Origin of the sequence: Nocardia sp. NPDC056564 (assembly GCF_042793755.1) — a bacterium.
GTDB lineage: Bacteria > Actinomycetota > Actinomycetes > Mycobacteriales > Mycobacteriaceae > Nocardia.
In genome coordinates, this window is sequence record NZ_JBHTUR010000002.1 from 370,505 (window position 1) to 394,286 (window position 23,782).

The 23,782-nt window shown below is 68.8% G+C and carries 22 protein-coding genes; 19 read left to right on the forward strand and 3 right to left on the reverse strand.

Features of this window, described 5'->3' with window-relative positions; translation table 11 throughout:
• Positions 1-59 precede the first annotated feature (59 nt).
• The 9 genes from ftsY (at position 60) to ACFQ9K_RS05740 (ending at position 11,666) form a co-directional block, all read left to right on the forward strand.
• Positions 60-1,595 carry a signal recognition particle-docking protein FtsY gene (gene ftsY, locus ACFQ9K_RS05700; protein ID WP_378719609.1) on the forward strand — a complete coding sequence of 512 codons (1,536 nt, stop codon included), beginning with the start codon at positions 60-62 and terminating at the stop codon, positions 1,593-1,595.
• A gap of 347 nt (positions 1,596-1,942) precedes the next feature.
• Positions 1,943-3,322 (forward strand): ammonium transporter, encoded by a 1,380-nt coding sequence (locus ACFQ9K_RS05705; RefSeq protein ID WP_378719607.1) that lies wholly within the window; start codon positions 1,943-1,945, stop codon positions 3,320-3,322.
• A gap of 5 nt (positions 3,323-3,327) precedes the next feature.
• Complete coding sequence (locus tag ACFQ9K_RS05710) at positions 3,328-3,666, forward strand: P-II family nitrogen regulator (protein ID WP_040737447.1); 339 nt, start codon at positions 3,328-3,330, stop codon at positions 3,664-3,666.
• Between the two features lie 65 nt (positions 3,667-3,731).
• Entirely contained in the window at positions 3,732-6,209 is a 2,478-nt protein-coding gene (locus ACFQ9K_RS05715) for a [protein-PII] uridylyltransferase (RefSeq protein WP_378719605.1), read from the forward strand.
• 118 nt (positions 6,210-6,327) lie between these two features.
• Positions 6,328-6,642: a hypothetical protein gene (locus tag ACFQ9K_RS05720; protein WP_378719603.1), complete on the forward strand. Its 315-nt coding sequence runs from the start codon at positions 6,328-6,330 to the stop codon at positions 6,640-6,642.
• Between the two features lie 148 nt (positions 6,643-6,790).
• Positions 6,791-8,356: a signal recognition particle protein gene (gene ffh / locus ACFQ9K_RS05725; RefSeq protein ID WP_378982847.1), complete on the forward strand. Its 1,566-nt coding sequence runs from the start codon at positions 6,791-6,793 to the stop codon at positions 8,354-8,356.
• A 245-nt stretch (positions 8,357-8,601) separates the two neighbouring features.
• Positions 8,602-9,741, forward strand: a complete 1,140-nt coding sequence (locus tag ACFQ9K_RS05730) for an amidohydrolase family protein (RefSeq protein ID WP_378723239.1) — start codon at positions 8,602-8,604, stop codon at positions 9,739-9,741.
• A gap of 136 nt (positions 9,742-9,877) precedes the next feature.
• Complete coding sequence (locus ACFQ9K_RS05735) at positions 9,878-10,861, forward strand: LLM class F420-dependent oxidoreductase (RefSeq protein ID WP_378723240.1); 984 nt, start codon at positions 9,878-9,880, stop codon at positions 10,859-10,861.
• A 61-nt stretch (positions 10,862-10,922) separates the two neighbouring features.
• A complete protein-coding gene (locus ACFQ9K_RS05740; protein ID WP_378723241.1) occupies positions 10,923-11,666 on the forward strand; it encodes a class I SAM-dependent methyltransferase in 744 nt (247 codons plus the stop codon).
• 42 nt (positions 11,667-11,708) lie between these two features.
• Here ACFQ9K_RS05740 and ACFQ9K_RS05745 read toward each other — a convergent pair whose 3' ends face one another.
• Positions 11,709-11,861, reverse strand: a complete 153-nt coding sequence (locus ACFQ9K_RS05745) for a hypothetical protein (RefSeq protein ID WP_378723243.1) — start codon at positions 11,859-11,861, stop codon at positions 11,709-11,711.
• 229 nt (positions 11,862-12,090) lie between these two features.
• Between ACFQ9K_RS05745 and rpsP the strand changes: the two genes are divergently transcribed.
• The 4 genes from rpsP to trmD are packed head-to-tail and all read left to right on the forward strand — an operon-like array spanning position 12,091 to position 13,992.
• Positions 12,091-12,528 (forward strand): 30S ribosomal protein S16, encoded by a 438-nt coding sequence (gene rpsP, locus ACFQ9K_RS05750; protein WP_378723245.1) that lies wholly within the window; start codon positions 12,091-12,093, stop codon positions 12,526-12,528.
• On the forward strand, positions 12,528-12,770 hold the full coding sequence (locus ACFQ9K_RS05755) for an RNA-binding protein (protein ID WP_011210690.1): 243 nt from the start codon (positions 12,528-12,530) through the stop codon (positions 12,768-12,770). The genes rpsP and ACFQ9K_RS05755 overlap by 1 nt, the downstream gene beginning before the upstream one ends.
• On the forward strand, positions 12,771-13,295 hold the full coding sequence (gene rimM / locus ACFQ9K_RS05760) for a ribosome maturation factor RimM (protein ID WP_378723246.1): 525 nt from the start codon (positions 12,771-12,773) through the stop codon (positions 13,293-13,295).
• Positions 13,296-13,302: 7 nt separating this feature from the next.
• The gene (trmD, locus tag ACFQ9K_RS05765; RefSeq protein ID WP_378723248.1) at positions 13,303-13,992 is read left to right on the forward strand and encodes a tRNA (guanosine(37)-N1)-methyltransferase TrmD; all 690 of its coding nucleotides are present in this window, start codon (positions 13,303-13,305) and stop codon (positions 13,990-13,992) included.
• 27 nt (positions 13,993-14,019) lie between these two features.
• On the opposite strand, the gene ACFQ9K_RS05770 is transcribed toward trmD, so the two are convergent.
• Positions 14,020-14,871, reverse strand: a complete 852-nt coding sequence (locus ACFQ9K_RS05770; protein ID WP_378723249.1) for a LuxR C-terminal-related transcriptional regulator — start codon at positions 14,869-14,871, stop codon at positions 14,020-14,022.
• A gap of 87 nt (positions 14,872-14,958) precedes the next feature.
• Here ACFQ9K_RS05770 and ACFQ9K_RS05775 point away from each other — a divergent pair, with 87 nt between their 5' ends.
• From ACFQ9K_RS05775 to ACFQ9K_RS05795, 5 genes are all read left to right on the forward strand, one after another.
• Positions 14,959-16,581, forward strand: coding sequence for an AMP-binding protein (locus ACFQ9K_RS05775; RefSeq protein WP_378723250.1), 1,623 nt, complete (start codon positions 14,959-14,961; stop codon positions 16,579-16,581).
• Positions 16,581-18,206, forward strand: a complete 1,626-nt coding sequence (locus tag ACFQ9K_RS05780; RefSeq protein ID WP_378723252.1) for an AMP-binding protein — start codon at positions 16,581-16,583, stop codon at positions 18,204-18,206. Before ACFQ9K_RS05775 ends, ACFQ9K_RS05780 begins: the two co-directional genes overlap by 1 nt.
• A 108-nt stretch (positions 18,207-18,314) precedes the next feature.
• Positions 18,315-18,779 carry a hypothetical protein gene (locus ACFQ9K_RS05785; protein WP_378723253.1) on the forward strand — a complete coding sequence of 155 codons (465 nt, stop codon included), beginning with the start codon at positions 18,315-18,317 and terminating at the stop codon, positions 18,777-18,779.
• Positions 18,780-19,006: 227 nt separating this feature from the next.
• A complete protein-coding gene (locus ACFQ9K_RS05790) occupies positions 19,007-21,400 on the forward strand; it encodes a Tex-like N-terminal domain-containing protein (RefSeq protein ID WP_378723254.1) in 2,394 nt (797 codons plus the stop codon).
• Positions 21,401-21,424: 24 nt separating this feature from the next.
• Entirely contained in the window at positions 21,425-22,321 is an 897-nt protein-coding gene (locus ACFQ9K_RS05795; RefSeq protein WP_378723255.1) for a hypothetical protein, read from the forward strand.
• Positions 22,322-22,360: 39 nt separating this feature from the next.
• Here ACFQ9K_RS05795 and ACFQ9K_RS05800 read toward each other — a convergent pair whose 3' ends face one another.
• Positions 22,361-23,230, reverse strand: a complete 870-nt coding sequence (locus tag ACFQ9K_RS05800; RefSeq protein WP_378723256.1) for a sigma-70 family RNA polymerase sigma factor — start codon at positions 23,228-23,230, stop codon at positions 22,361-22,363.
• Between the two features lie 127 nt (positions 23,231-23,357).
• On the opposite strand from ACFQ9K_RS05800, the gene ACFQ9K_RS05805 reads away from it, so the two are divergent.
• Entirely contained in the window at positions 23,358-23,774 is a 417-nt protein-coding gene (locus tag ACFQ9K_RS05805; protein WP_378723257.1) for a DoxX family protein, read from the forward strand.
• Positions 23,775-23,782 lie beyond the last annotated feature (8 nt).

A 23,782-nucleotide genomic window follows, 5' to 3' on the forward strand; every position in this document is an offset into this window, starting at 1 on the left:
TGTCTCGGCCCCGGGGCGGCGTGGTAAAGCAGGCCGCTCGGTTCTGCAAGGATGGGCGCGTGAGTTCCGCAGCCTGGATCCTGATCGCCGTCGCCGCCGCCTTACTGCTGGTGGTGCTTGTTGTCGGATTTGTCCGGTACAAGCGCTCCCGGGTGTCGCTGACGCCGCCACCCGCCGACAAAGAACTGACCGACAAGTCCGGTGGGTACTCGGCGTCGGGCGGATTCAGCTTCAGTCAGGGCGGGACCGCGACCAAGGAACCGCAGCCGATCGAGCGCACCGACACTGACGGGCAGCCGCACGTCGGCGACGACGCGGCCATCCCGCGGGACGCGCCGAAGCGGGGGATCACGAATGTCGCGCTCCCCGACGCCGATGTGGTCGAGACGCCGGAGACCGTAACCGCCGAGGACGTGGCCGCCGCCTCGACGTCGACACCGGATACCGCGGAGCCGGTAGCGCCGGATACGGCACCGGACGCTGACGATTCCAGCGCTGTGCCGGCCGAACCCGGCACCGCGCCCGCCGATCCGGCCGAGACGGACCCGGCTCCGCCCGCGGCGAGCACCGCCCCGGCCGGAACGTCTACGCCCCTGAGCGGAACTGATCTCACCCCGGCCGGGGCCCCCGACACCGCCGCGGGCGCCGAAGCCCCGATCCCGCTCGAGGACATCGATCCCACGGCGGGCCGCCTCGTCCGTCTGCGCGGCCGGCTGTCCCGTTCGCAGAACGCGGTCGGCAAGAGCCTGCTCGGCCTGCTCGGCGGCGGCGATCTGGACGACGAGTCCTGGGAGGAGGTCGAGGACACCCTGGTCCTCGCCGACCTCGGCACCGCGAGCACCGCCGCGGTGGTGGCGCGACTGCGCCAGGAGATGGCCTCGCGCAGCGTCCGCACCACCGACGACGCCCGCGCCGTCCTGCGCGACGTGCTGATCGAGGCGCTGCGCCCCGAACTCGACCGCTCGATCCGCGCCCTGCCGCACGCCGATCATCCGTCGATCCTGCTCGTCGTCGGCGTCAACGGCACCGGAAAGACCACCACCACCGGCAAACTCGCGCGCGTGCTGGTCGCCGACGGCCGCCGGGTGCTGCTCGGCGCGGCCGACACCTTCCGGGCCGCCGCCGCCGATCAGTTGCAGACCTGGGGCGAGCGGGTCGGCGCCGACACCGTCCGCGGCAAGGAGGCCGCCGACCCCGCGGCCGTCGCCTTCGACGCGGTGAGCGCGGGCATCGAGCGCGGCGTGGACGTGGTGATGATCGACACCGCGGGCCGCCTGCACACCAAGACCGGCCTGATGGACGAGCTGGGCAAGGTCAAGCGCGTGGTGGAGAAGAAGGCCGCGGTCGACGAGGTGCTGCTGGTGCTCGACGCCACGGTCGGCCAGAACGGCCTGACGCAGGCGCGCGTGTTCGCCGAGGTGGTCGACATCACCGGCGTGGTGCTCACCAAGCTCGACGGAACCGCCAAGGGCGGCATCGTCTTCCAGGTGCAGCACGAGCTGGGTGTCCCGGTGAAGCTGGTCGGCCTCGGCGAGGGTGCCGACGACCTCGCGCCGTTCGAGCCGGGCGCTTTCGTGGACGCCCTTCTCGGCTAGCCTTCGGCCGGTTCGATATCGGTATTCGATGGGATGAATTGCGGAGCCGAGTGCGCGTGTCACGGAATTCGATGCGGCCGCCGTTGTGTTTGCGGTGAAAGGGACCGCAAACGGAATGTTTGCTAGCTCTACCGGCCGGTAACCGCATATCCCTTTTGTCCGAAGCTAGCCTCCGATCCGCTCGGAAAGTCGCGGCGTAAACCGCGAAACGTGGCGGCAACACAACTGGGCTATCCGTTCACGCAGGTGAAACACGACAGCTCTGTGGATGAAACACCGAGTGAGGACCCTTCTGTGCAGGTCCATTTGCCGGAGTCGGCAGGGCCCGAGATGAGGAGGACTTCAAGGTGGCTTTTCCCCTTACCGGTGCACCGGACACTGGTGACACCGCATGGATGCTGGCGAGTTCAGCGCTTGTGTTGTTGATGACGCCCGGTCTGGCATTCTTCTACGGCGGCATGGTCCGTTCGAAGAACGTGCTGAACATGATCATGATGAGTGTCAGTGCCATGGGATTGATCGGCGTCCTATGGTCGCTGTACGGATACTCGACGGCATTCGGCGACAACAAGTTCGGCGTGATCGGTGACCCCGCGCAGTTCTTCGGACTGAAGGGTCTGATCGGTGGCAACTCGGTCGCCGAGGTCAAGGACGCCAGCGGCGCGGTCACCACGGCGGCGGTGAACATTCCGCTCGCGGGCACCATTCCGATGAGCGTGTTCGTCGCCTTCCAGCTGATGTTCGCCATCATCACGGTCGCCCTCATCTCGGGCGCGGTCGCCGACCGCCTCAAGTTCGGCTCCTGGCTGCTCTTCGCGGGCATCTGGGCCACGGTGGTCTACTTCCCGGTCGCGCACTGGGTCTTCGACTTCGATGTGAAGGACGCGGACGGCACGGTCGTGCACGAGGGCGGCTGGATCGCGAACAAGCTGCTCGCGGTCGACTTCGCCGGTGGCACCGCGGTGCACATCAACGCCGGCGCGGCCGGTCTCGCGCTGGTGCTGGTGCTCGGTAAGCGCAAGGGCTGGCCGACCACCGCGTTCCGCCCGCACAACCTGCCCTTCGTCATGCTCGGCGCCGGTCTGCTGTGGTTCGGCTGGTTCGGCTTCAACGCCGGTTCCGCGGTGACCTCGGGCGGCCTGGCCGGTTCGACCTTCCTCACCACCACCTTCGCGACCTGTGCCGGCATGCTCGGCTGGCTGCTGGTGGAGAAGTTCCGCGACGGCAAGCCGACCTCGCTCGGCGCGGCCTCGGGTGTGGTGGCCGGTCTGGTCGCGATCACCCCGTCCTGCTCCTCGGTCAACGTGCTCGGCGCGCTGGCCATCGGCGTGGTGGCCGGCGTGCTGTGCGCCCTCGCGGTGGGCCTGAAGTTCAAGTTCGGCTTCGACGACTCGCTCGACGTGGTCGGCGTGCACCTGGTCGGCGGCATCGTCGGCACCCTGATGGTCGGCCTGGTCGCCACGCCGGAGGCGGGCGCGGGCAAGACCGGCCTGTTCTACGGCGGCGGCATCGATCAGCTGTGGCGGCAGGCGGTGGGTGCCGGTGCGGTACTTGCCTTCTCCTTCATCGCCAGCCTGATCATTGCCTATATCGTGAAGTTCACCATTGGGCTGCGAGTCAGCGACGAGGCCGAGGCAGTGGGCTTGGACGAGTCCGAGCACGCGGAAACCGCCTACGATTTCGCCGCGCTGGGCAGCACGGCACGTTCGGCCGTCAAGGAGGCATGACGAACATGAAACTGATCACCGCAATCGTCAAACCGTTCACACTCGAGGATGTCAAGACCGGGCTCGAGCAGGCGGGCGTGCTCGGCATGACTGTCAGCGAGGTGCAGGGTTACGGCCGCCAGAAGGGCCACACCGAGGTCTACCGCGGTGCGGAGTACTCCGTGGATTTCGTGCCCAAGGTTCGGGTCGAGGTGGTCGTCGACGACGCGTCCGTGGACAAGGTCGTCGAGGTGATCGTCGAGGCCTCCCGCACCGGCAAGATCGGTGACGGCAAGGTCTGGGTGACTCCGGTCGACACGATCATCCGGGTGCGGACCGGCGAACGCGGTACCGACGCTCTGTAACGAATATCGATCGAGCGGCGGCCCCGCCTCCTACCGGAGCACCGGTCGGGGCGGGGCCGCAGCGTATGGATGGGTGGTGGGTTGTGGGCAGCAGCAGCGAGCACGGCGATGGCAATGGCGGCAAGGTATCCAACGGGGCGGCCGATCTGGTCCGCGCCCGAACGCAATTGCTCGACGGCGGCATGCCGCGTAACCCACGGCTCGATGCCGAATCCCTGCGACAGGCCCTGGTCGATCTCTATGAGCTGTGGCTCACCAGCAAGGGCACCGAACTGGGCATCACCAGGGACAGCGGCCTCGCCGTGGTCGCGGTCGGCGGACTCGGGCGCGGGGAAATGCTCCCGTACTCCGATCTGGACCTAGTGCTGCTGCACGACGACGTCGACCCGGCCAGGGTCGCCGAGGTCGCCGACCAGCTCTGGTACCCGCTGTGGGACGCCCACATCAAGCTCGATCACAGCGTGCGCACCGTCCCGCAGGCGCTGCGGGTGGCCGCCGACGACCTGATCGCCGCGCTCGGCATGCTCGAGGCCAGGCACATCGTCGGCGATCAGGATCTGAGCAACCTGCTGATCGGCGGGGTGCGCCGGGAGTGGCGGACCGGGATCCGGTCCCGGTTCGACGAGCTGATCGCCCAGGCCGAGGCGCGGTGGCAGCGCAGCGGCGAGATCGCTCACCGGGCCGAGCCCGATCTGAAGAACGGGCGCGGCGGCCTGCGCGACATCCAGTTGCTCGACGCGCTGGCCATCGCCCAATTGACCGATGCCATGCCGGGACTCGGTCCCGAGGTGCCCGGAGGTGGCCTGAAGCAAGCACATCGGCGTTTGCTGGATGTTCGCACCGAACTGCACCGGGTCGCGGGCCGGGCCCGGGACCAGCTGCGTGCCCAGGATGCCGACGAGATCGGCGCGGCGCTGCGGGTCGGCGATCGCTTCGATCTGGCCCGCACGCTGAGCGATTCCGCGCGGACGGTCAGCTACTCGGTGGATGTCGGATTGCGTACCGCGGCAAACGCTTTGCCGCGGCGCGGACTGGCCCGCCTGCGCCGCATGCCGGTGCGCCGACCACTCGATGAGGGGGTGGTCGAGCACGCGGGGGAGGTGGTGCTGGCCAGGGACGCGCGGCCGCAGCGCGACCCCGGCCTCATCCTCCGGGTGGCGGCCGCGTCGGCACAGACCGGGCTGCCGATGTCGGCCACCACGCTGAACCGGCTCTCCGAGGACGCACCCGAACTGCGCGAACCCTGGCCCAAGGACGCGCTCAATGACCTGCTGGTGCTGCTCGGCGCGGGCCGCGGCGCCATCGACGCGATCGAGGCGCTGGACCGAACGGGCCTGTGGGGCAGGCTGCTTCCGGAATGGGGCGCCGTGCGCGACCTCCCGCCGCGCGACGCACTGCACACCTGGACAGTCGACCGGCATCTTATGGAGACCGTGTCCTACGCGAGCGCGATGAGCACCCGGGTGGCCCGGCCGGACCTGCTCGCGCTCGGTGCGCTGCTGCACGACATCGGTAAGGGCCGGGCCGGCGACCACAGCGTGGTCGGGGCCGAGCTGGCCACCCACATCGGCCGCCGGCTCGGCCTCTGGCCGTCGGACGTTCGCACCCTCAGCGCCGTCGTCCGGCATCATCTGCTGCTCCCGGACACCGCGACCCGGCGCGACCTGGCCGATCCCGCCACGGTCCAGCACGTCGTCGACACCCTCGGCGGCGATCCGGAACTGTTGGAACTGCTGCACACCTTGGCCGAGGCGGATTCGCTCGCCACCGGCCCCGGCGTGTGGGGCGACTGGAAGGCCTCGCTGATCGGCGATCTGGTCCGGCGGTGCCGCCTGGTGATGGCCGGGGGCGAGCTGCCGACGCCGGAACCGATCGCGCCGGAACTCGTCGCCAAGGCCAAGGCGGGCGGCGTGCACGTGGAATTGAAGCCGGGGGAGGGCAAATACACCTACACCGTCACCGTGATCGCGCCCGACGCCGCGGGCCTGCTCTCCGACGCCGCCGGGGTGCTCGCGCTGCACTCGCTGCGGGTGCTCTCCGCCTCGCTCGGCGTCGAAGGCGATTCCGCCATCGACACTTTCGTGGTGTCGCCGAAGTTCGGTGACCCGCCGGATGCCGGGCTGTTGCGCCAGGAACTGATCCGCGCGATCGCCGGCGACCTGGACGTTCCCGCCGTGCTCGCCAAGCGCGAACGGGAAGCGGGCGGCATCGGGCCAAGCCAGTTCGCGCAGGCGCAGCCGCGGGTGCTCTGGTCCGGCACGTCGGTGCCGGGACAGGTGCTGCTCGAGCTGCGCGCCGAGGATCGGATCGGGGTGCTCAGCAGGCTCGCCGCCGCCCTGGAAAACTGCGGTGCCGACGTCCGGTGGGCCAAGGTGGTGACCATGGGCTCGGCCGTCGTCGACACCTTCTGTCTCGACCTCGGTTCCGCGGACGGCCCGGACCGCAGGGCCGACATCGAAAAGGCGATCCTGGCCGTCGTCCCGCGCCCGGCGCCGAAGAAGCCGGAGGCGGGCATGCCCGGCCCGGAGATCATCGGCTCCTGACCTTCGCTACCCAGTAACCAATCCGTTGCACATGATTTGCTGGAACCCATATCTCGAGGCTCCCTCACGTTCTAGTATCAGAGCGTCTGGCTATCGCTAGCATGAGGGGAGCACGTCGGTGGCAATTGAAGTTGTTTCGGCGTCGATGATGACGAGCGACGAGACCACGCACATGGCGCGGTGCGTCGGCGAGGATCGCTGGGTCGTCTCCTGGCTACCCGGTCGGACATTGACCGGACAACAGGCTGTGACCGCCATGACCATCGCCTCCACGGTCGCCAACTCGCGAATCCCCACCACCACGGAATGGGCCATCCTCGACGACCTGGCGCTCGAGCTGGGATTGACCGCACGCGAGGCGGTCTACATGGTGGCCAAGGAGAATCACGACTATCGCAAGACGGCGAAACCGCGGCGCCGTTCGCTCGAATAAGATCTGCGGTACAGCGTGGGAAATCCGGCGACCGGGCAGCGAAATGGCCCGGTCGCTTTCCTGCGCGTTCATCCCCATGCGCGGACAGGTCGGCTATCCCATTACCCTGGGAGGCAATTGACGTCCCCCGAGATCAGGAGCGCGATCGGTGTTCGAATCCCTGTCCGACCGGCTTACCGGTGCCCTCAAGGATCTGCGTGGTAAGGGGCGTCTGTCACCGGCCGACATCGACGCCACCTGCCGGGAGATCCGGCTAGCCCTGCTCGAGGCCGACGTCGCGCTGCCCGTGGTGCGCGGTTTCATCGCCAGGATCAAGGAGCGGGCCAAGGGCGCCGAGGTCTCCGCGGCGCTGAATCCGGCGCAGCAGGTCGTCAAGATCGTCAACGAGGAACTCATCGGCATCCTCGGCGGCGAGACCCGCAGGCTGACCCTGGCCAAGAACCCGCCGACCGTGATCATGCTCGCCGGCCTGCAGGGCGCCGGTAAGACGACGCTCGCGGGCAAGCTCGCCAAATGGCTGAAGGGACAGGGACATCAGCCGCTGCTGGTGGCCTGTGACCTGCAGCGCCCCGGCGCGGTCACGCAGCTTCAGGTGGTCGGCGAGCGCGCGGGCGTGCCCGTGTTCGCGCCGCACGGCGGCACCTCCATCGGCGGCGGCGAGAACGCGCTCGGCGTCTCCGCCGCCGACCCGGTCGAGGTCGCCCGCGGTGGCATCGAAGAGGCCCGCAGCAAGCAGTACGACGTGGTCATCGTCGACACCGCCGGCCGCCTCGGCATCGACGAGGAACTGATGCGCCAGGCCGCGGGCATCCGCGACGCGGTGCAGCCGGACGAGACGCTGTTCGTGCTCGACGCGATGATCGGTCAGGACGCGGTCGCCACCGCGCAGGCCTTCCGCGACGGCGTCGGCTTCACCGGCGTCGTGCTCACCAAGCTCGACGGCGACGCCCGCGGTGGCGCCGCGCTGTCGGTGCGCGAGGTGACCGGCGCGCCGATCATGTTCGCCTCCACCGGTGAGAAGCTCGAGGACTTCGACGTCTTCCACCCGGACCGGATGGCCAGCCGCATCCTCGGCATGGGCGACGTGCTCAGCCTGATCGAGCAGGCCGAGCAGATCTACGACCAGGAACAGGCCGAGGAAGCCGCGCGCAAGATCGGCAGCGGCGAGATGACGCTCGAGGACTTCCTCGATCAGATGCTCGCCATCCGCAAGATGGGCCCGATCGGCAACCTGCTCGGCATGCTGCCCGGCGCCGGTCAGATGAAGGACGCGCTCGCCGCCGTCGACGACAAGTCGCTGGATCGGGTGCAGGCCATCATCCGCGGCATGACCCCCGCCGAGCGGGACAATCCGAAGATCATCAACGCCTCTCGCCGGCTGCGCATCGCGAACGGCTCCGGGGTCCAGGTCTCCGAGGTCAACCAGCTCGTCGACCGGTTCTTCGAAGCCAAGAAGATGATGGCGATGATGGGCAGGCAGATGGGCATGCCCGGCTCCCGTCGAGGCAACAACAAGAAGGGCAAGAAGGGGAAGAAGGGTGGGCGCGGACCCACGCCGCCGAAGCTGCGCGGTGGTCTGCCCGGCATGCCCGCGGGGATGCCCGGTTTGCCCGCCGGAATGCCGGACATCTCGAACATGCCCGCTGGTCTGGACCAGTTGCCCCCTGGGCTCGAAGGTTTCGACCTGTCGAAACTGAAGTTCCCGAAGAAGTAAGGCTTTCAACCCGCCCGCACCGAGATCGCCGGTGCGGGGCGGTTTTTCGTTCGCGACCGACTGATCGTTCCGCGCGGATAGGGACTGTCTTGCCGGGGACTGGGCGCGGTGGTTGGCTTGCCTCGATGCGGGACGCAACGACGGCGCCCTGATCACCGCCGGATACGAATCCGCCGGCTGTCTCACGGTGGGTAGCCGTGCGCGGCGTGGTGGGGTGGCCGGGCGGGAGCGTGACGGTCGAGGGGATGGGCGTTAGGTTGGAGGCAGCCGACGACGTCCAGGAGGTTGCTGTGCATCTGCGAGGTGTGGTTCTCCCTGGGGAGGATGTCCGCGATCTGTGGGTGCGGGACGGGCTGGTGTCGTTCGAGCCGGTGCCGGGGGCCGAAACACTGTGTCGCACAGGGTGGATCGTGCCGGGACTGGTCGACGCGCACTGCCACGTCGGGATCCGGTACGGCGGGGGAGACGAGGATCGGGACGGGGCCATCGCGCAGGCCGAGACCGAGCGGGATGCGGGTGCGCTGCTGCTGCGCGACGCCGGTTCGCCGATCGACACCCGGTTCATCGACGAGCACGAGGAACTGCCCCGCATCATCCGCGCGGGCCGCCACATCGCCCGCCCCCGCCGCTACATCCGCGAGCTCGGCATCGAACTCGACGACGAACGCGACCTGCCGGAGATCGTCGCCGAACAGGCCCGCTTCGGCGACGGCTGGGTGAAGATCGTCGGCGACTGGATCGACCGCTCCGTCGGCGACCTGCGCCCGCTCTGGAGCGACGCCATCCTCAAGGAGGCCATCGACGCGGCGCACGCCAATGGCGCCAGGGTCACCGCGCACGTCTTCGGCGAGGACGCCCTGCCCGGGCTGATCGACGCGGGCATCGACTGCCTCGAACACGGCACCGGCCTCACCGACGACACCATCGAGATGATGGTCGAACACGGCACCGCCCTGGTGCCGACCCTGGTCAATATCGACACATTCCCCGAAATCGCCGACAGCGCGGGCAAATTCCCGACCTATGCCGCGCACATGCGCGACCTGCACCGCCGCGTCCGCACCACGGTCGCGAACGCGCACGACGCGGGCGTCCCGATCTTCGCGGGCACCGACGCGGGCGGTTCCATCCGCCACGGCCGCATCGCCGACGAGATCGCCGCCCTGGCCGGCGCGGGCCTGTCCCCGCACGACGCCCTCGGCGCCGCCTCCTGGAACGCCAGAGCCTGGCTCGGCCGCCCCGGCATCGAACCCGGCGCCCCCGCCGATTTCGTTGTCTACCAAGAAGACCCCCGCACCAACCCCGAAATCCTGACCACCCCCTATGCCGTCATCCTGCGCGGCCGCCGCTACGCCCACCACACCCCCGTCACCGGCCACCGCTGAAGACCCGCACCCACACTCGGTATTCGCACCGGGAAATGGGTCCCGGAGCCAGTGCGGATCCCGAGTGCGGGTGCGGATACCGCCTACGGGTGCGCGCGGGGCGGGGAGCGCGCGGGCCCGCGTATTGTCGGGCGGTATGAGCATTCGCCTCGGTTATCAGATGCCTAACTTCAGTTATGGACAGCCGGTTTCCGAGCTGTTCCCGACGGTGGTCGCGCAGGCCAGGGAGGCCGAGGCGGCGGGCTTCGACACCGTGTTCGTGATGGACCACTTCTATCAGCTGCCCGGGCTCGGTGAGCCGGGCGATCCGATGCTGGAGGCGTACACCGCGCTGTCCGGGATCGCCGCGTCGACCGAACGAATCCAGTTGTCCGCGTTGGTGACCGGCAATACCTACCGCAATCCGGCGCTGACCGCGAAGACGGTCACCACGCTCGATCTGGTCAGCGGGGGCCGCGCGGTGCTGGGGATCGGCGCGGGGTGGTTCGAGCTCGAGCACCGGTCCTACGGCTTCGAATTCGGCACCTTCACCGATCGTTTCGAGCGGCTCGACGAGGCGTTGCAGATCATCCGGCCGATGCTGCGCGGCGAGCCGGTCACCTTCGACGGCAAGTGGTATCACACCGACAACGCGATCAACGAGCCGCGGCTGCGCGACGATCTGCCGATCCTGCTCGGCGGGGCGGGGGAGAAGAAGACGTTCGCGCTGGCCGCCCGTTTCGCCGACCACCTCAACATCATCTGCAACGCCTCGGAACTGCCGAAGAAGATGGCGGCCCTGCATCAGCGCTGCGCCGAGGTCGGCCGCGATCCGTCGACGCTGGAGGTCAGCTACCTGTGCTTCCTCATGGTGGACGAGGACGGCGATCAGGCGCGCAAGCAACAGCGAGATCTGCTGCGCGGCATCGGTGTCGACGTGGACGCGCTGTCCGACGAGGAACGCGCGCAGAGCATCGCCGATCGTCAGTTCGTCGGCTCGCCCGATGAGGTAGCCGAGCAGTTGCAGGCCAGGGTCCTCGACCACGGTGTGCAGGGCATCATCGTCAACATGGTCACCAACGGACATCAGCCGGGCGCGGTCGATCTCGCCGGCCGCACCCTCGCTCCGCTGGTCCGATGATCAGCAAAGCCCTGAAAACTGTTGGGGCGCGAAAACTTCAGCGCTCGATACAATCGCCCTTGTGACGACGACCACATCGCGGCGCGCGTCCTACGGCTTCGACGCGCCACCCGTCATGCTCATGCTCGGCATCCTCGCGCTCGGCTTCCTGCTGGCCGCGGTGGCGAACGCGCTGGTCGGCAACATGATTCCGGCATGGCTGACCCTGCTGGTCGGCCTGATCATGGCCGCGCAGTTCGGACTGTTTCTGCACGCGACCCGGCGCGGCAAGTTCCGCGCGTGGGACGGCCTGCTCGACGATCTCGGCTTGCGCGGCGACGAGCGGTTGCTCGATCTGGGTTGCGGCCGCGGCGCGGTGCTGCTCGCCGCGGCGAAGCGCCTGCCCGAAGGGCGTGCGGTGGGCATCGACCTGTGGCGTTCGGTGGACCAGTCGGGCAACAGCCTGGCCACCACCGAGCGCAACGCCCTCGCCGAAAACGTCGCCGACCGAATCGAATTGCACACCGGCGACATGACCGCCCTGCCATTCCGCAACGACGAATTCGACGTGATCGTCTCCAGTCTCGCGATCCACAACATCAAGGCGCCCGCGGGCCGGGCCGCCGCGGTGCGGGAGGCGCTGCGCGTACTGCGCCCCGGTGGCCATCTCGTGCTGGTCGATATCGGCCGGACCGGCGAATACGAGACCACCCTCACCGCCAACGGCGCCCAGACCCTCTCGGCGCGCTCATTCGGCTGGCAACTGTGGTGGGGCGGGCCGTGGACGAAGACCCGGGCACTGACCGCCGCGGTCCCGGCCGACTAGGAGTACCGGCCGACTGGGAGTTCTGCTCGGCCGGGCCGTGGCTCAGGCGAAGGCGTGCAGGATGGCGTGGACCATCCCGCGCAGCACGCGGAACAGACCCGTGGCGACCACCTCGCCCGCGATTTCCGAGCCGACCTCGTTCGCGGTCGCTCGAGCCGTACTCTGCTTGCGCCGCCCCCGGCGGAAGATCCCCATGCCTCGTTTATAGCCGCCCGACGCCGGTTCGCAACGGGGCCGGGGATGCGATTTCAGCGGAACGCGGCCCGTCTGGCAGAATGAACAACCGTCCTTCCGGACAAGTGTCAGCCCGTCTCCGGTTACGTACCGCGCGGCGGTCACACACTCCATGCGCTAAACCGGGCTCGCAGACCATGCGGGTCGCTGAATTGCGCCGTGACCAGACTACGAAAGAGGCAGAACAAGCATGGCTGTTCGCATCAAGCTCACCCGCTTGGGCAAGATCCGCAACCCCCAGTACCGCATCGTCGTCGCCGACGCGCGGACCCGCCGGGACGGCCGGGCCATCGAGTCCATCGGCCTGTACCACCCGAAGGAAGAGCCGTCGCTCATCGAGATCGATTCCGAGCGCGCTCAGTACTGGCTGGGTGTCGGCGCGCAGCCGACCGAGCCGGTTCAGCGTCTGCTGGAGATCACCGGTGACTGGCAGAAGTTCAAGGGCCTGCCGGGCGCCGAGGGCACGCTGAAGGTCAAGGCCGAGAAGCCGTCCAAGCTGGACCTGTTCAACGCCGCGCTGGCCGCCGCGGACAACGCCCCCACCGGCGAAGCCGTCACCCCGAAGAAGAAGGCCGCCAAGAAGGAAGAGGCCGCCGAGGCGCCCGCCGCTGCTGAGGCCTCCGAGTAATGAGTGCCGTCGTCGCCGATGCCGTCGAACATCTTGTTCGCGGCATCGTCGCGAATCCCGATGACGTCCGCGTCGAGCTGATCACCGGCCGGCGCGGGCGCACCGTCGAGGTGCACGTGCACCCCGACGACCTGGGCAAGGTAATCGGTCGCGGCGGTCGTACCGCGACCGCACTGCGCACCCTCGTCGCCGGCATCGGCGGCCGGGGCATCCGGGTCGACGTGGTCGACACCGACCAGTAGATGGAACTTGTCGTAGGGCGGGTCGCCAAGTCGCACGGCGTGCGCGGTGAACTGGTCGTCGAGATACGCACCGATGAGCCGGAGGCCCGGTTCGCGCCGGGCAGCACGCTGCGCGGACGACTGGCGCGATCCAAGGAGGTCCGCGACTTCACCGTGGAGTCGGCCCGAGAGCACTCGGGCCGGCTTCTGGTGTTTCTCGCCGGCGTCGCCGACCGGGACGCCGCCGACGCCTTGCGCGGCACGCTGTTCGTGGTGGACAGCGACGACCTGCCGCCGGGCGACGACCCGGACGAGTTCTACGACCACGAACTCGAGGGCCTGACCGTCCGGCTGCTCGACGAAACCGTGGTCGGCACCGTGCGCGAGGTGCTGCATTCCGCTGCGGGAGAACTGCTTTCGGTGAAAGCCGCCGACGACGGCCGGGAAATCCTGATCCCGTTCGTCACCGCCATCGTGCCCACCGTCTCGCTCGCGGACCGGCTGATCGTCATCGATCCGCCCGAAGGACTCCTCGATCCGGAATGAGGTCGCCGTGAAACTCGACGTGGTCACGATCTTTCCGGAATATCTCGAGCCGCTGCGCACCGCGTTGCTCGGCAAGGCCATCGACAAGGGCCTGATCTCCGTCGACGTGCACGACCTGCGGGATTGGACGCACGACGTGCACAAGTCCGTCGACGACTCGCCGTACGGCGGTGGGCCCGGCATGGTCATGAAGCCGACCATCTGGGGCGATGCGCTCGACGCGGTCTGCCCCGACGACGCGCTGCTGGTCGTCCCCACCCCCGCAGGTGTCCCGTTCACCCAGGAAACCGCTCAGCGCTGGGCCACCGAAGACCACCTCGTGTTCGCCTGCGGGCGCTATGAGGGCATCGACCAGCGCGTCTTCGACGACGCGGCCCGGCGGGTTCGCGTCGAAGAGGTCAGCATCGGCGACTACGTCCTGATCGGCGGCGAGGCCGCCGTCCTCGTCATGACCGAGGCGGTCGTTCGCCTGCTGCCCGGAGTCCTGGGCAATCAGCAATCGCATCAAGAGGATTCGTTCTCCGACGGCCTGCTCGAGGGCCCCAGCTACACCCGCCCGGTCACCTGGCGCGACCTCGAGGTTCCCCCGGTGCTGCTGTCCGGCGACCACGCGAAGGTCGCCGCCTGGCGTCGCGAGCAATCCCTCCAGCGCACCCGCGACCGCCGCCCCGACCTCCTCCCCGAGTCGGACCGCTGACCACACGCACGCCTCGAGCGGCTTCAGTTATGGCAGCAGCCCGTGCCTGCGGGCGACGACGACCGCCTCGTGGCGCGAGTGCGCGTCCAGTTTGGTCATGGCGTTGCGCAGGTAACTCTTGACGGTTTCCGGACCCAGCGAAAGACGTTGGGCGGCTTCCTGATTGGAACACCCGAGCGCGATCTGGGAGAGTACGTCGAGCTCGCGTCGGGACAGCCGCGGCGCGTCGGGCAGCGGATCGCCGGCCATGACCCGGGTGAGCCGTTCGCAGACCGTGTGCAGGCGCGCGCGCAGCAGATCGTCGCCCGCGGAACGCGCCATGCCACGCAGTTCCGCGTGAATGTCGCGCAACTCCTCGGCTACCGCGGGCGCCGCCTCCGGCGTCGGGGCGGTCGCCTCGAGCAGCCGCAGGCGGCGATCCACCTCGTCGCGAATGCTGATCTCCCCGGCCAGCCGGCGGGCGGCCTGCACGACCAGATCGGCGGTGCGGTCACCGACCGGGCTCGCGCTGCGGGTGGCGGCGTAGAGGACCGCCCTGGAGCGCTTGTCCACGACCACCGGCACCGCGACGATCGACCGAAGCCCCTCACCGGAGACCGGTCCGTCGTAGTGGTGGGTGATGGAAGAGGTATTGACGTAATCGGTGACCGAGGCGGGCCGCCCGGAATCGATCACGCGCCCGCCCAGGCCGGAGGTGCGCAGCACGGACAGGCCGCGGAGCCCGTTGGTCAGCGTGCCGACGAATTCCGAGAGCAGCAGCGCATCGTTGTGCACTTCGCCGCCGAAGGTCACCGGCACCCCGGCCGCGCTCGCCACCCAGCGGATTTCGGCGCGTAACGCGTCGGCATCGCGCGGACGCAGCAGTGCGGTGTGGGTCATGGGACTCACCCCTTTTCGGGGGTAGTAGCGAACTCGGTGTGACCCACATCCTATTGGGTGAGCGGGATCACGATGAGGAGTGGCGAGATGGGTACCGACCTGAAACCCAGGGTGCGCGAACTGCTGGACATGTACGACCGGCCCGAGGCGTCCGCGGCGGAGCTACTGTGCGATCGGCACCCGGCGGGCGCCGTCGCGTTCACGATCGTCGAGCGGGACCTGTCCTCGATCGACCTCACCTACGGCGAGCTGCGGGAACGGTCGACGCGATTCGCCATCGGGCTGGCCGAGCTGGGAATCGAGCGGGGCGACCGGGTCGCGACCCTGATGGCGAAGTCCGCCGACCTGGTGGTGGCGCTGCTCGGGATCTGGCGACTCGGCGCGGTGCACGTTCCGCTGTTCACCGCGTTCGCGCCGCCGGCCATCGCGTTCCGCCTGGAAGCGAGCGGCACGTCGATCGTGATCGCCGACGCCGATCAGGCGTCGAAGCTGGCCGCGGGCCCCGACATGCCCGCCGACGCGCCGTGGCAGGTCATCGTCAGCGGCGATTCACCCGAGGGCACGCTGGGCATGGTGGACGTGCACGCCGACCACGCGCCGACCCCGCCCGCGGTGGCGGTCGGCGGCGACGGGCTGTTGGTCGAGCTGTTCACCAGCGGCACCACCGGAACCCCGAAGGGCGTGCCGATTCCGTTGCGCGCGGTCGCGGCGTTCCAGGCGTATCAGGAGTTCGCGCTGGACGTGCGCGCCGACGACGTCTTCTGGAACGCGGCCGATCCCGGCTGGGCCTACGGCCTGTACTGGGCGATCATCGCCCCGCTGGCCAGCGGCATGCGCAGCATCCTGCTGCACGCGCCGTTCTCGCCGACGCTCACCTGGCAGGTGCTGAAACGGTTCGGCGTCAGCAACTTCACCGCCGCCCCGACGGTCTACCGCGCGCTCCGTTCGGACCCGAACGCGCCCGCGCTGCACCACCCGCTGCGGCGCGCCTCCTCCGCCGGTGAACCGCTGACGCCCGAGGTCGTCGCCTGGTCGCAGGAGCACTTCGGCGTCGCGGTGCGCGATCACTACGGGCAGACCGAGCACGGCATGCTGATCTGCAATTCCTGGCACGAGGCGCTCGACGCCGAGGTCCCGGCCGGCTCGATGGGCCGGGCGCTGCCCGGCTGGAGCTGCGCGGTGCTGTCCGACAACGCGGACACCATCGCGCCGATCGGCGAACTCGGACGGGTCGCCATCGACACCGAGAACAGTCCGCTGCTGTGGTTCCTCGGTTACCTCGACGCTCCCGAGCGCACCGCCCAGCGCTACACCCCCGACGGCCGCTGGTACCTCACCGGCGACGCGGGCTCGCAGGACGAGAACGGCTGTTTCCGCTTCTCCGCCCGCGATGACGACGTGATCATCATGTCCGGCTACCGGATCGGCCCGTTCGAGGTGGAGAGCGTGCTGGTGCTGCACGACCTGGTCGCCGAGGCGGCCGTGGTCGGCATGCCGGACGAGCTGCGCGGGGAGGTGCTGGAGGCGTTCGTGGTGTTGCGCGACGGTTCCCGGATCGGCACCGCGCTGGAGGCCGAGTTGCAGGAGCTGGTGAAGAAGAAGTTCGCCGCGCACGCCTACCCGCGCACGGTGCACTTCGTGACCGAGCTGCCGAAGACGCCGAGCGGCAAGGTGCAGCGGTTCATGCTGCGGCAGAAGGGAAATCGGTGATGTCGGACCCGAGCTACGCGTCCGGCGTCTCGGACACCCCGCTGCTCGGTGACACCATCGGCGGCAATCTCGATCGCGCCGTGGCCGCCTTCCCGGATCGGGAAGCGTTGGTGGACAAGGCTTCCGATCGGCGCTGGACCTACCGCGAACTCGGCGCCGCGATCGACGCGCTGGCCACCGGTCTGGCCGCGCGCGGCATCGGCAAGGGCGACCGGGTCGGCATCTGGGCGCCGAACTGCGCCGAGTGGTTCTTCGTGCAGTACGCGACGGCGAAGATCGGCGCGATCCTGGTCAACATCAACCCGGCCTACCGGACCGGCGAGCTGGAGTACGTGCTGCGCCAGTCGGGCGTGCGGCTGCTCGTCGCGGCGCCGGAGTTCAAGACCTCGAACTATGTCGCGATGATCGAGGAGGTCCGGCCGAACTGCCCGACCCTGGACCAGGTGCTCGTGCTCGGCACGCCGGACTGGGATGGGCTGGCGGGCACGGCGATCGACGCGGACCGGTTGGCCGCGCTGGCGGCCGAGCTCTCCATCGACGATCCGATCAACATCCAATACACGTCCGGCACAACGGGTTTCCCGAAGGGTGCCACGCTGAGCCACCACAACATCCTGAACAACGGCTTCTTCGTCGGCGAGCTGTGCGGCTACTCCGAGCAGGACCGGATCTGCGTGCCGGTGCCGTTCTATCACTGTTTCGGCATGGTGATGGGCAACCTGGCGAGCACGAGTCACGGTGCGGCGGTGGTGATTCCGGCTCCTGCGTTCGATCCGGTCGCGACGCTGGCCGCCGTCGAGTCCGAGCGGTGTACTTCGCTCTACGGCGTGCCCACCATGTTCATCGCGTTGCTCACCGAACTGGACTCCGCCAGCACGGATCTGTCCAGCCTGCGCACCGGGATCATGGCCGGCTCGCCCTGCCCGGTGGAGGTGATGAAGCGGGTGATCGACCGGATGGGCATGCACGAGGTGTGCATCTGCTACGGCATGACCGAGACCTCGCCGGTCTCCACCCAGACCCGTCGCGACGACGGCATCGACCGGCGCACCGCGACCGTCGGCCGGGTCGGCCCGCACCTCGAGGTCAAGATCGTCGACCCCGCAACGGGTCTCACGGTGCCGCGCGGCGAGCCGGGTGAGCTGTGCACCCGCGGTTACTCGGTGATGCTCGGCTACTGGAACGACCAGGCCAAGACCACCGAGGCCATCGACACCGCCCGCTGGATGCACACCGGCGACATCGGCGTGATGGACAACGACGGCTACCTGGCGATCACCGGCCGGATCAAGGACATGGTGATCCGCGGCGGCGAGAACGTCTACCCGCGCGAGATCGAGGAGTTCCTCTACACCCATCCGGACATCCTGGACGCCCAGGTGATCGGCGTGCCGGATCCGAAATACGGCGAGGAGTTGATGGCTTGGGTAAGGATGCGTGACGGCGCGACCGCGTTGGACGCCACCGCTGTTCGCGAGTTCTGTGAGGGGAAGCTCGCGCACTTCAAGATCCCGCGGTACGTGCACGTGGTGGACGATTTTCCGATGACCGTCACCGGGAAGATTCGCAAGGCCGAAATGCGTGAGTTGTCCCGTGCGCTCCTCGGCCTGGTCGACGAGACCTGATATCGGGTGCCCCGATTACTGCGGTCATGTGACTCACCGGCGTAACACATAGGGTGAGACAAGTTCGTTCGTCGGGGATCTGATTTATCTGGTCGCGAAAGGGCTTACATGTCAATCGGTTCGATTTCACGTGTCGTATCCTGTGTTATCGCCAGTGCCGCACCACTTCTCGTCCTGGCACCGGCTGCGGTCGCGCAGCCGGGCAGCCCGTACAGCTGCTCGGGACTTTTTCTGACCAGCGACGGTTCCGCGGAAGTGGAATCGTGCATCTACGCGGAAAACGGGGTGCCGCGGGCATTCGGCGGTCTCAATATCAAGAATGGCACAATCGACAACAAGAATTGCGTGATGTCGGTACGGGTCATAGATAAAGATGCCTACAAGACCGGGCAGGACGAAGAGGTCGCGAACAGCGGCGACTTCCCGTGCTTCAACGGCAGGTATCCCTCACCGCCGTTGACGGTGGACAGCTCGAAGGCGACGCCGGGGCATCGCTACGTCAGCGTCACGACGGTAACCAAGCAGGGGCAGAGTCCGTTCAGTCCTATCTTCAGCCCGGAACTGGTCCTGTAGCAGGCGATTCGGCACATGCGTAAGAACCACCGAACCCGGTCGAGCGTGCTCGGCCGGGTTCGGCGCGTCCAGCGGCCCGGCCGGCCGGAGCCGCGGCGGATGCGGCACGGGCGACCCGGTTCCGCCGGGTGCGGGCCCCGTGTCGGGCGGTCCCGGTAGTGTCTTCGGACGTGACGACAGCGCCCGAGACCGTAAGTGCAGAGTCCGACCCCGCCGTGCTCCCACCCGTGACGTCCTCAGGCGTCGCGAGTCAAGCCAGCGTGAACCGTCGCATCGCCGACGAGCTCGCGGTGCGGGAGAGCCAGGTGCGTGCGGCCGTCGAGCTGATCGACGGCGGCTCGACCGTGCCGTTCATCGCGCGATACCGCAAGGAGGTCACCGGCGGTCTCGACGACGCGCAGCTGCGCCTGCTGGACGAGCGCCTGCACTACCTCCGCGAACTCGACGAGCGCCGGGGCGCGATCCTCGAATCCATCCGTGGCCAGGGCAAACTCGACGACGCGCTGCACCAGCAGATCATGCTCGCCGAGACCAAGGCCCGGCTCGAGGACATCTACCTGCCGTACAAGCCGAAGCGGCGGACCAAGGCGCAGATCGCGCGCGAGGCGGGGCACGAGCCGGTCGCCGACGCCCTGATCAACGACCCGACCACCGATCCCGCGCAGTACAGCGCCGAGCAGCTCGACGGCGCGCGGTCGATCCTGGTCGAGCGGTTCGCCGAGGACGCCGACCTGGTCGGTGAGCTGCGTGAGCTGATGTGGAATCGGGGGCAGGTCAGGTCGACCGTGCGTCCGGGCAAGGAGGAGGCGGGCGCCAAGTTCGCCGACTACTTCGAGTTCGACGAGCCGTTCACCAAGCTGCCCTCGCACCGGATCCTGGCGCTGCTGCGCGGGGAGAAGGAAGACGTGCTCTCGCTGCACCTGGAGCCGGACACCGAGGAACTCGAGCCGGGCGAGCGGTCCATCTACGAGGGCCGGATCGCGATCAAGTTCAATATCGCCGACCGGGGCCGCGCCGCCGACACCTGGCTGCTGGACACCGTGCGCTGGGCCTGGCGGACCAAACTGCAAGTGAGCCTTGGCATCGACACCCGGATGCGGCTGCGGCAGGCGGCGGAGAAGGACGCGGTCGACGTGTTCGCGGCGAACCTGCGCGACCTGCTGCTCGCCGCGCCTGCGGGCACCCGCACCACCATGGGCCTCGACCCCGGCTACCGGACCGGCGTGAAGGTGGCCGTCGTGGACGCCACCGGCAAGGCGGTCGCCACCGAGGTGATCTACCCGCACAAGCCGCAGGGCCAGACCGAGAAGTCCCTGGCCGTGCTCGGCGCGCTGGTCGCCCGGTTCGGCGTGGAGCTCATCGCTATCGGCAACGGCACCGCCTCGCGCGAGACCGATGCCCTTGCCGCCGAGCTGATCTCGCGCATTCCGGAGAACAAGCCGACCAAGATCGTGGTGTCCGAGGCGGGCGCCTCGGTGTACTCCGCGTCGGCCTACGCCACCCAGGAACTGCCGGACATGGACGTGTCGCTGCGCGGCGCGGTCTCCATCGCGCGCCGGCTCCAGGATCCGCTCGCCGAGTTGGTGAAGATCGATCCGAAGTCGATCGGCGTCGGCCAGTATCAGCACGACGTGTCCGAGACGCTGCTCGCCCGTTCGCTGGGCGCGGTGGTCGAGGACGCGGTGAACGCGGTCGGCGTCGACGTGAACACGGCCTCGGTGCCGCTGCTCTCGCGGGTGTCCGGCATCGCCGGCTCGGTCGCGGAAAGCATTGTGGCGCATCGGGATCAGAACGGCCCGTTCCGCAGCCGGACCGCGTTGCTCGAGGTGCCCCGGCTTGGCCCGAAGGCGTTCGAGCAGTGCGCGGGCTTCCTGCGCATCCGCGGCGGCGACGACCCGCTGGACACCTCCGCGGTGCACCCCGAGGCGTACCCGGTGGTCCGCCGGATCATGGAATCGACCGGCCGCGACATCACCGAGGTCATCGGCAACACGACGGTGCTGCGCGCGCTGCGGGCCGACGAGTTCACCGACGAACGTTTCGGCCTGCCGACCGTCACCGACATCATCACCGAGCTGGAGAAGCCGGGCCGCGACCCGCGACCGGAGTTCAAGACCGCGGAATTCGCCGCAGGCGTGGAGAAGGTCGCCGACCTGGAGCCGGGCATGGTGCTCGAGGGCGTCGTCACGAACGTCGCGGCGTTCGGCGCGTTCGTCGACGTCGGCGTGCACCAGGACGGGCTCGTGCACGTCTCGGCGATGTCGCACAACTTCGTCAAGGATCCGCGCGAGGTGGTGAACACCGGCGACGTGGTGAAGGTGAAGGTGCTCGAGGTCGACGTCGCGCGCCAGCGCATCGGTCTGTCGCTGCGCCTGGACGACGAGCCGGGGTCCGCGGCGAAGGGCGAGCGGGGCGACAATCGCCAGCGTGGTCACGGTGACCGCAAGGGTGGTGCGCCGGACCGGCAGAATGGTCAGGGTAAGAACCAGCAGGGCCGCAACCAAGGACAGCGCAATCAGAGTCAAGGTCAGACCCGCGGCGGCGGTAACCAGCGCCGCAACGCGCCCGCACCGAGCGGTTCGATGGCGGACGCACTGCGCCGGGCAGGTTTCGGACAGTAGCTCAGACGGAGGTTTCAGGCGGCCATGCGACGATGGCTCAGTGAGGATGTGATCGCGCAGGGCCGGCTGCCGCTGCTGTGCTTCCTCCTAGGGTTCATCGTCGGCTTCCTGTTGATCCGGCTCAGCGTCCGGCTGATCCGCAAGCAGGTGCGCTGGTGGCCGGGGAATCTGCGGTCCGGTGGCGTGCACATCCACCACATGGTGTTCGGGGTGATCCTCGTGCTGGTGTCCGGCGTCGGCATGGTCACCCTGTACCAGACCGCGGACGTCACCACGGCCGCCGTGCTCGCCGCGTTCTTCGGCGTCGGCGCGGCGCTGACCCTGGACGAATTCGCGCTGATCTTCTACCTGCGCGACGTGTACTGGGAAGAGCAGGGGCGGACCTCGGTGGACGCGGTGTTCGTCGCGCTCGCGGTCACCGGGTTGCTGCTCTTGGGTTTTCATCCGCTGTGGTTGCTCGACATCAACGACTTCCGCAGTGATCCGAGCATCGAGGTCCGGGTGTTCGTGGTCTTCTTCGCGGTGGTGAACCTCGCGCTGGCCGCGATCGTCATCGCCAAGGGGAAGATCTGGACCGGGTTGTTCGGGATGTTCTTCCTGCCGCTGCTGTTCGTCGGCGCGCTGCGGTTGAGCAGGCCCGGCGCACCCTGGGCGCGCTGGCGGTATGCGGATCGGCGCAGGCTGATGTACCGCGCCGTCGTCCGGGAACGGCGCTACCGCCGCCCGGTGATCCGCGCCAAGATCTTCGTGCAAGACCTCGTCGCGGGTAAACCGGATGTCGAACACGTCCGCACCGCCGCCGAGGCCGAGCTGACCCGCACGGTCGTCCCGGCCCCGCCGGCGCCGCACCGCCACCACCTCTCCCTGTTCCCCTCGGACCACGACCCCGAACCGGTGGCCAACACCCCGGACCGCGACTGAGCGACCCGATGGGTGGGTGTCGACACTGTCGTGTGCGGGTCAGGGGGTCGGCAGGGGGAGCGCGGCCAATCTCGTGGTGTCGGCGAGCAAGTCGATCGCGGTGATCTTGTCGTCGGCGACGCTGAACGCGATGACCGACATCGGCCTGCCGTCGGCCGTACTCAGCAGGCCCGCAACACCATTGACCACGGCGTGCGTGACGTCGTACTGGTTGGCGAAGCGGTGGAAGGTGTCCAGCAGTCCGGCGACGGCGGACGCGCCCCGGATGATCTGGATGCCACCGGTACCGGCGTCGGCGCGCAGCACCACGTCGGGATCGAGCAGGGACAGCAGATCGTCGAAGCTGCCGTCCCTGGCGGCGGCGAGGAACGCGGTCACGGCGCGGCGCTGGCGGGGGAGGTCCGGGTCCAGCCGCGGGGCGCCACCCTGGACGCGGCGGCGGGCGCGGCTCGCGATCATCTTGGCCGCGCCGGGCGTCTTGCCGAGGATCGGCGCGATCTGGTCGTACGGCAGGGCGAACATGTCGTGCAGCACGAACGCGAGCCGCTCGGCCGGATTCAGCGACTCGAGCACCACCAGCAGCGCGATGCCGACCGAATCCGCCAGCAGTGCTTGCTGTTCCGGATCGGTGCCGTCGTCGAGGCGCACCACCGGGTCGGGCAGCTGCTGGTCGAGCGAGTCTTCCCGCCGTGCCCGGCGCGAGCGCAGCACGTCCAGGCATACCCGGCTCACGGCGGTGGTCAGCCAGCCGCCGAGATTGTCGATGCCGTCGGCATCGGTGCGGGCCAGCCGCAGCCACGCCTCCTGCACGGCGTCCTCGGCCTCGGCCGGCGACCCGAGCATCCGGTAGGCCACCGCGACCAGATGCGCGCGATGCGCCTCGAACCGGTCGGCCAGGTATTCGTCCACGTGCTCTCCTCCGCGTTGTCGTCCCACCGTGATGACGAATCGCGGGCGACCGATGTGACAACGCGGCCTGTTACCTCTGCTCCTTCCGGTCCGTCAGAGAGGCAACAGCGACGGAAGGAACGACATCATGAACACCGGTACCAAGGACCTCGCCCGCAGCGTTGCCTATCTGGGTGCCACCGGGGTCGTGCTCACCGAATCGGTGATCGGCTCCTATTGGGACGTTGCCCGGATCCCCTATGTCCGTGAGGTTTTCGATCGGCTCGAGTATCCGATGTATTTCGCGACCATGCTCGGCGTCGCCAAGGCGGCGGCGGTGGCGGCGATCGTGCTGCCCGGCCGGCCGCGGGCCGAGGAATGGGCCTATGCCGGACTGACCTTCGTCTACGGCGGTGCGGCGGTGTCGCACCTCGCGGCCGGCGACGAGCCGAAGGCGGCGATCGGGCCGCTGGTGTTCGCCGGGCTCAGCCTGGCGTCCTGGGGGCTGCGGCCGCCCAGCGGCCGGCGCAATCCACTGGCGTTGCTGCGGCGTTCCGCGGCGTGAGCACCAGA

Bases quoted from the DNA above. Each gene is read 5' to 3' on its own strand.
- ACFQ9K_RS05710 (WP_040737447.1), top strand. From the start codon at position 3,328: ATGAAACTGATCACCGCAATCGTCAAACCGTTCACACTCGAGGATGTC.
- ACFQ9K_RS05715 (WP_378719605.1), top strand. From the start codon at position 3,732: ATGGATGGGTGGTGGGTTGTGGGCAGCAGCAGCGAGCACGGCGATGGC.
- ACFQ9K_RS05730 (WP_378723239.1), top strand. From the start codon at position 8,602: ATGGGCGTTAGGTTGGAGGCAGCCGACGACGTCCAGGAGGTTGCTGTG.
- ACFQ9K_RS05735 (WP_378723240.1), top strand. From the start codon at position 9,878: ATGAGCATTCGCCTCGGTTATCAGATGCCTAACTTCAGTTATGGACAG.
- ACFQ9K_RS05745 (WP_378723243.1), bottom strand. From the start codon at position 11,861: ATGGGGATCTTCCGCCGGGGGCGGCGCAAGCAGAGTACGGCTCGAGCG.
- rpsP (WP_378723245.1), top strand. From the start codon at position 12,091: ATGGCTGTTCGCATCAAGCTCACCCGCTTGGGCAAGATCCGCAACCCC.
- ACFQ9K_RS05755 (WP_011210690.1), top strand. From the start codon at position 12,528: ATGAGTGCCGTCGTCGCCGATGCCGTCGAACATCTTGTTCGCGGCATC.
- rimM (WP_378723246.1), top strand. From the start codon at position 12,771: ATGGAACTTGTCGTAGGGCGGGTCGCCAAGTCGCACGGCGTGCGCGGT.
- ACFQ9K_RS05770 (WP_378723249.1), bottom strand. From the start codon at position 14,871: ATGACCCACACCGCACTGCTGCGTCCGCGCGATGCCGACGCGTTACGC.
- ACFQ9K_RS05775 (WP_378723250.1), top strand. From the start codon at position 14,959: ATGGGTACCGACCTGAAACCCAGGGTGCGCGAACTGCTGGACATGTAC.
- ACFQ9K_RS05780 (WP_378723252.1), top strand. From the start codon at position 16,581: ATGTCGGACCCGAGCTACGCGTCCGGCGTCTCGGACACCCCGCTGCTC.
- ACFQ9K_RS05785 (WP_378723253.1), top strand. From the start codon at position 18,315: ATGTCAATCGGTTCGATTTCACGTGTCGTATCCTGTGTTATCGCCAGT.
- ACFQ9K_RS05795 (WP_378723255.1), top strand. From the start codon at position 21,425: ATGCGACGATGGCTCAGTGAGGATGTGATCGCGCAGGGCCGGCTGCCG.
- ACFQ9K_RS05805 (WP_378723257.1), top strand. From the start codon at position 23,358: ATGAACACCGGTACCAAGGACCTCGCCCGCAGCGTTGCCTATCTGGGT.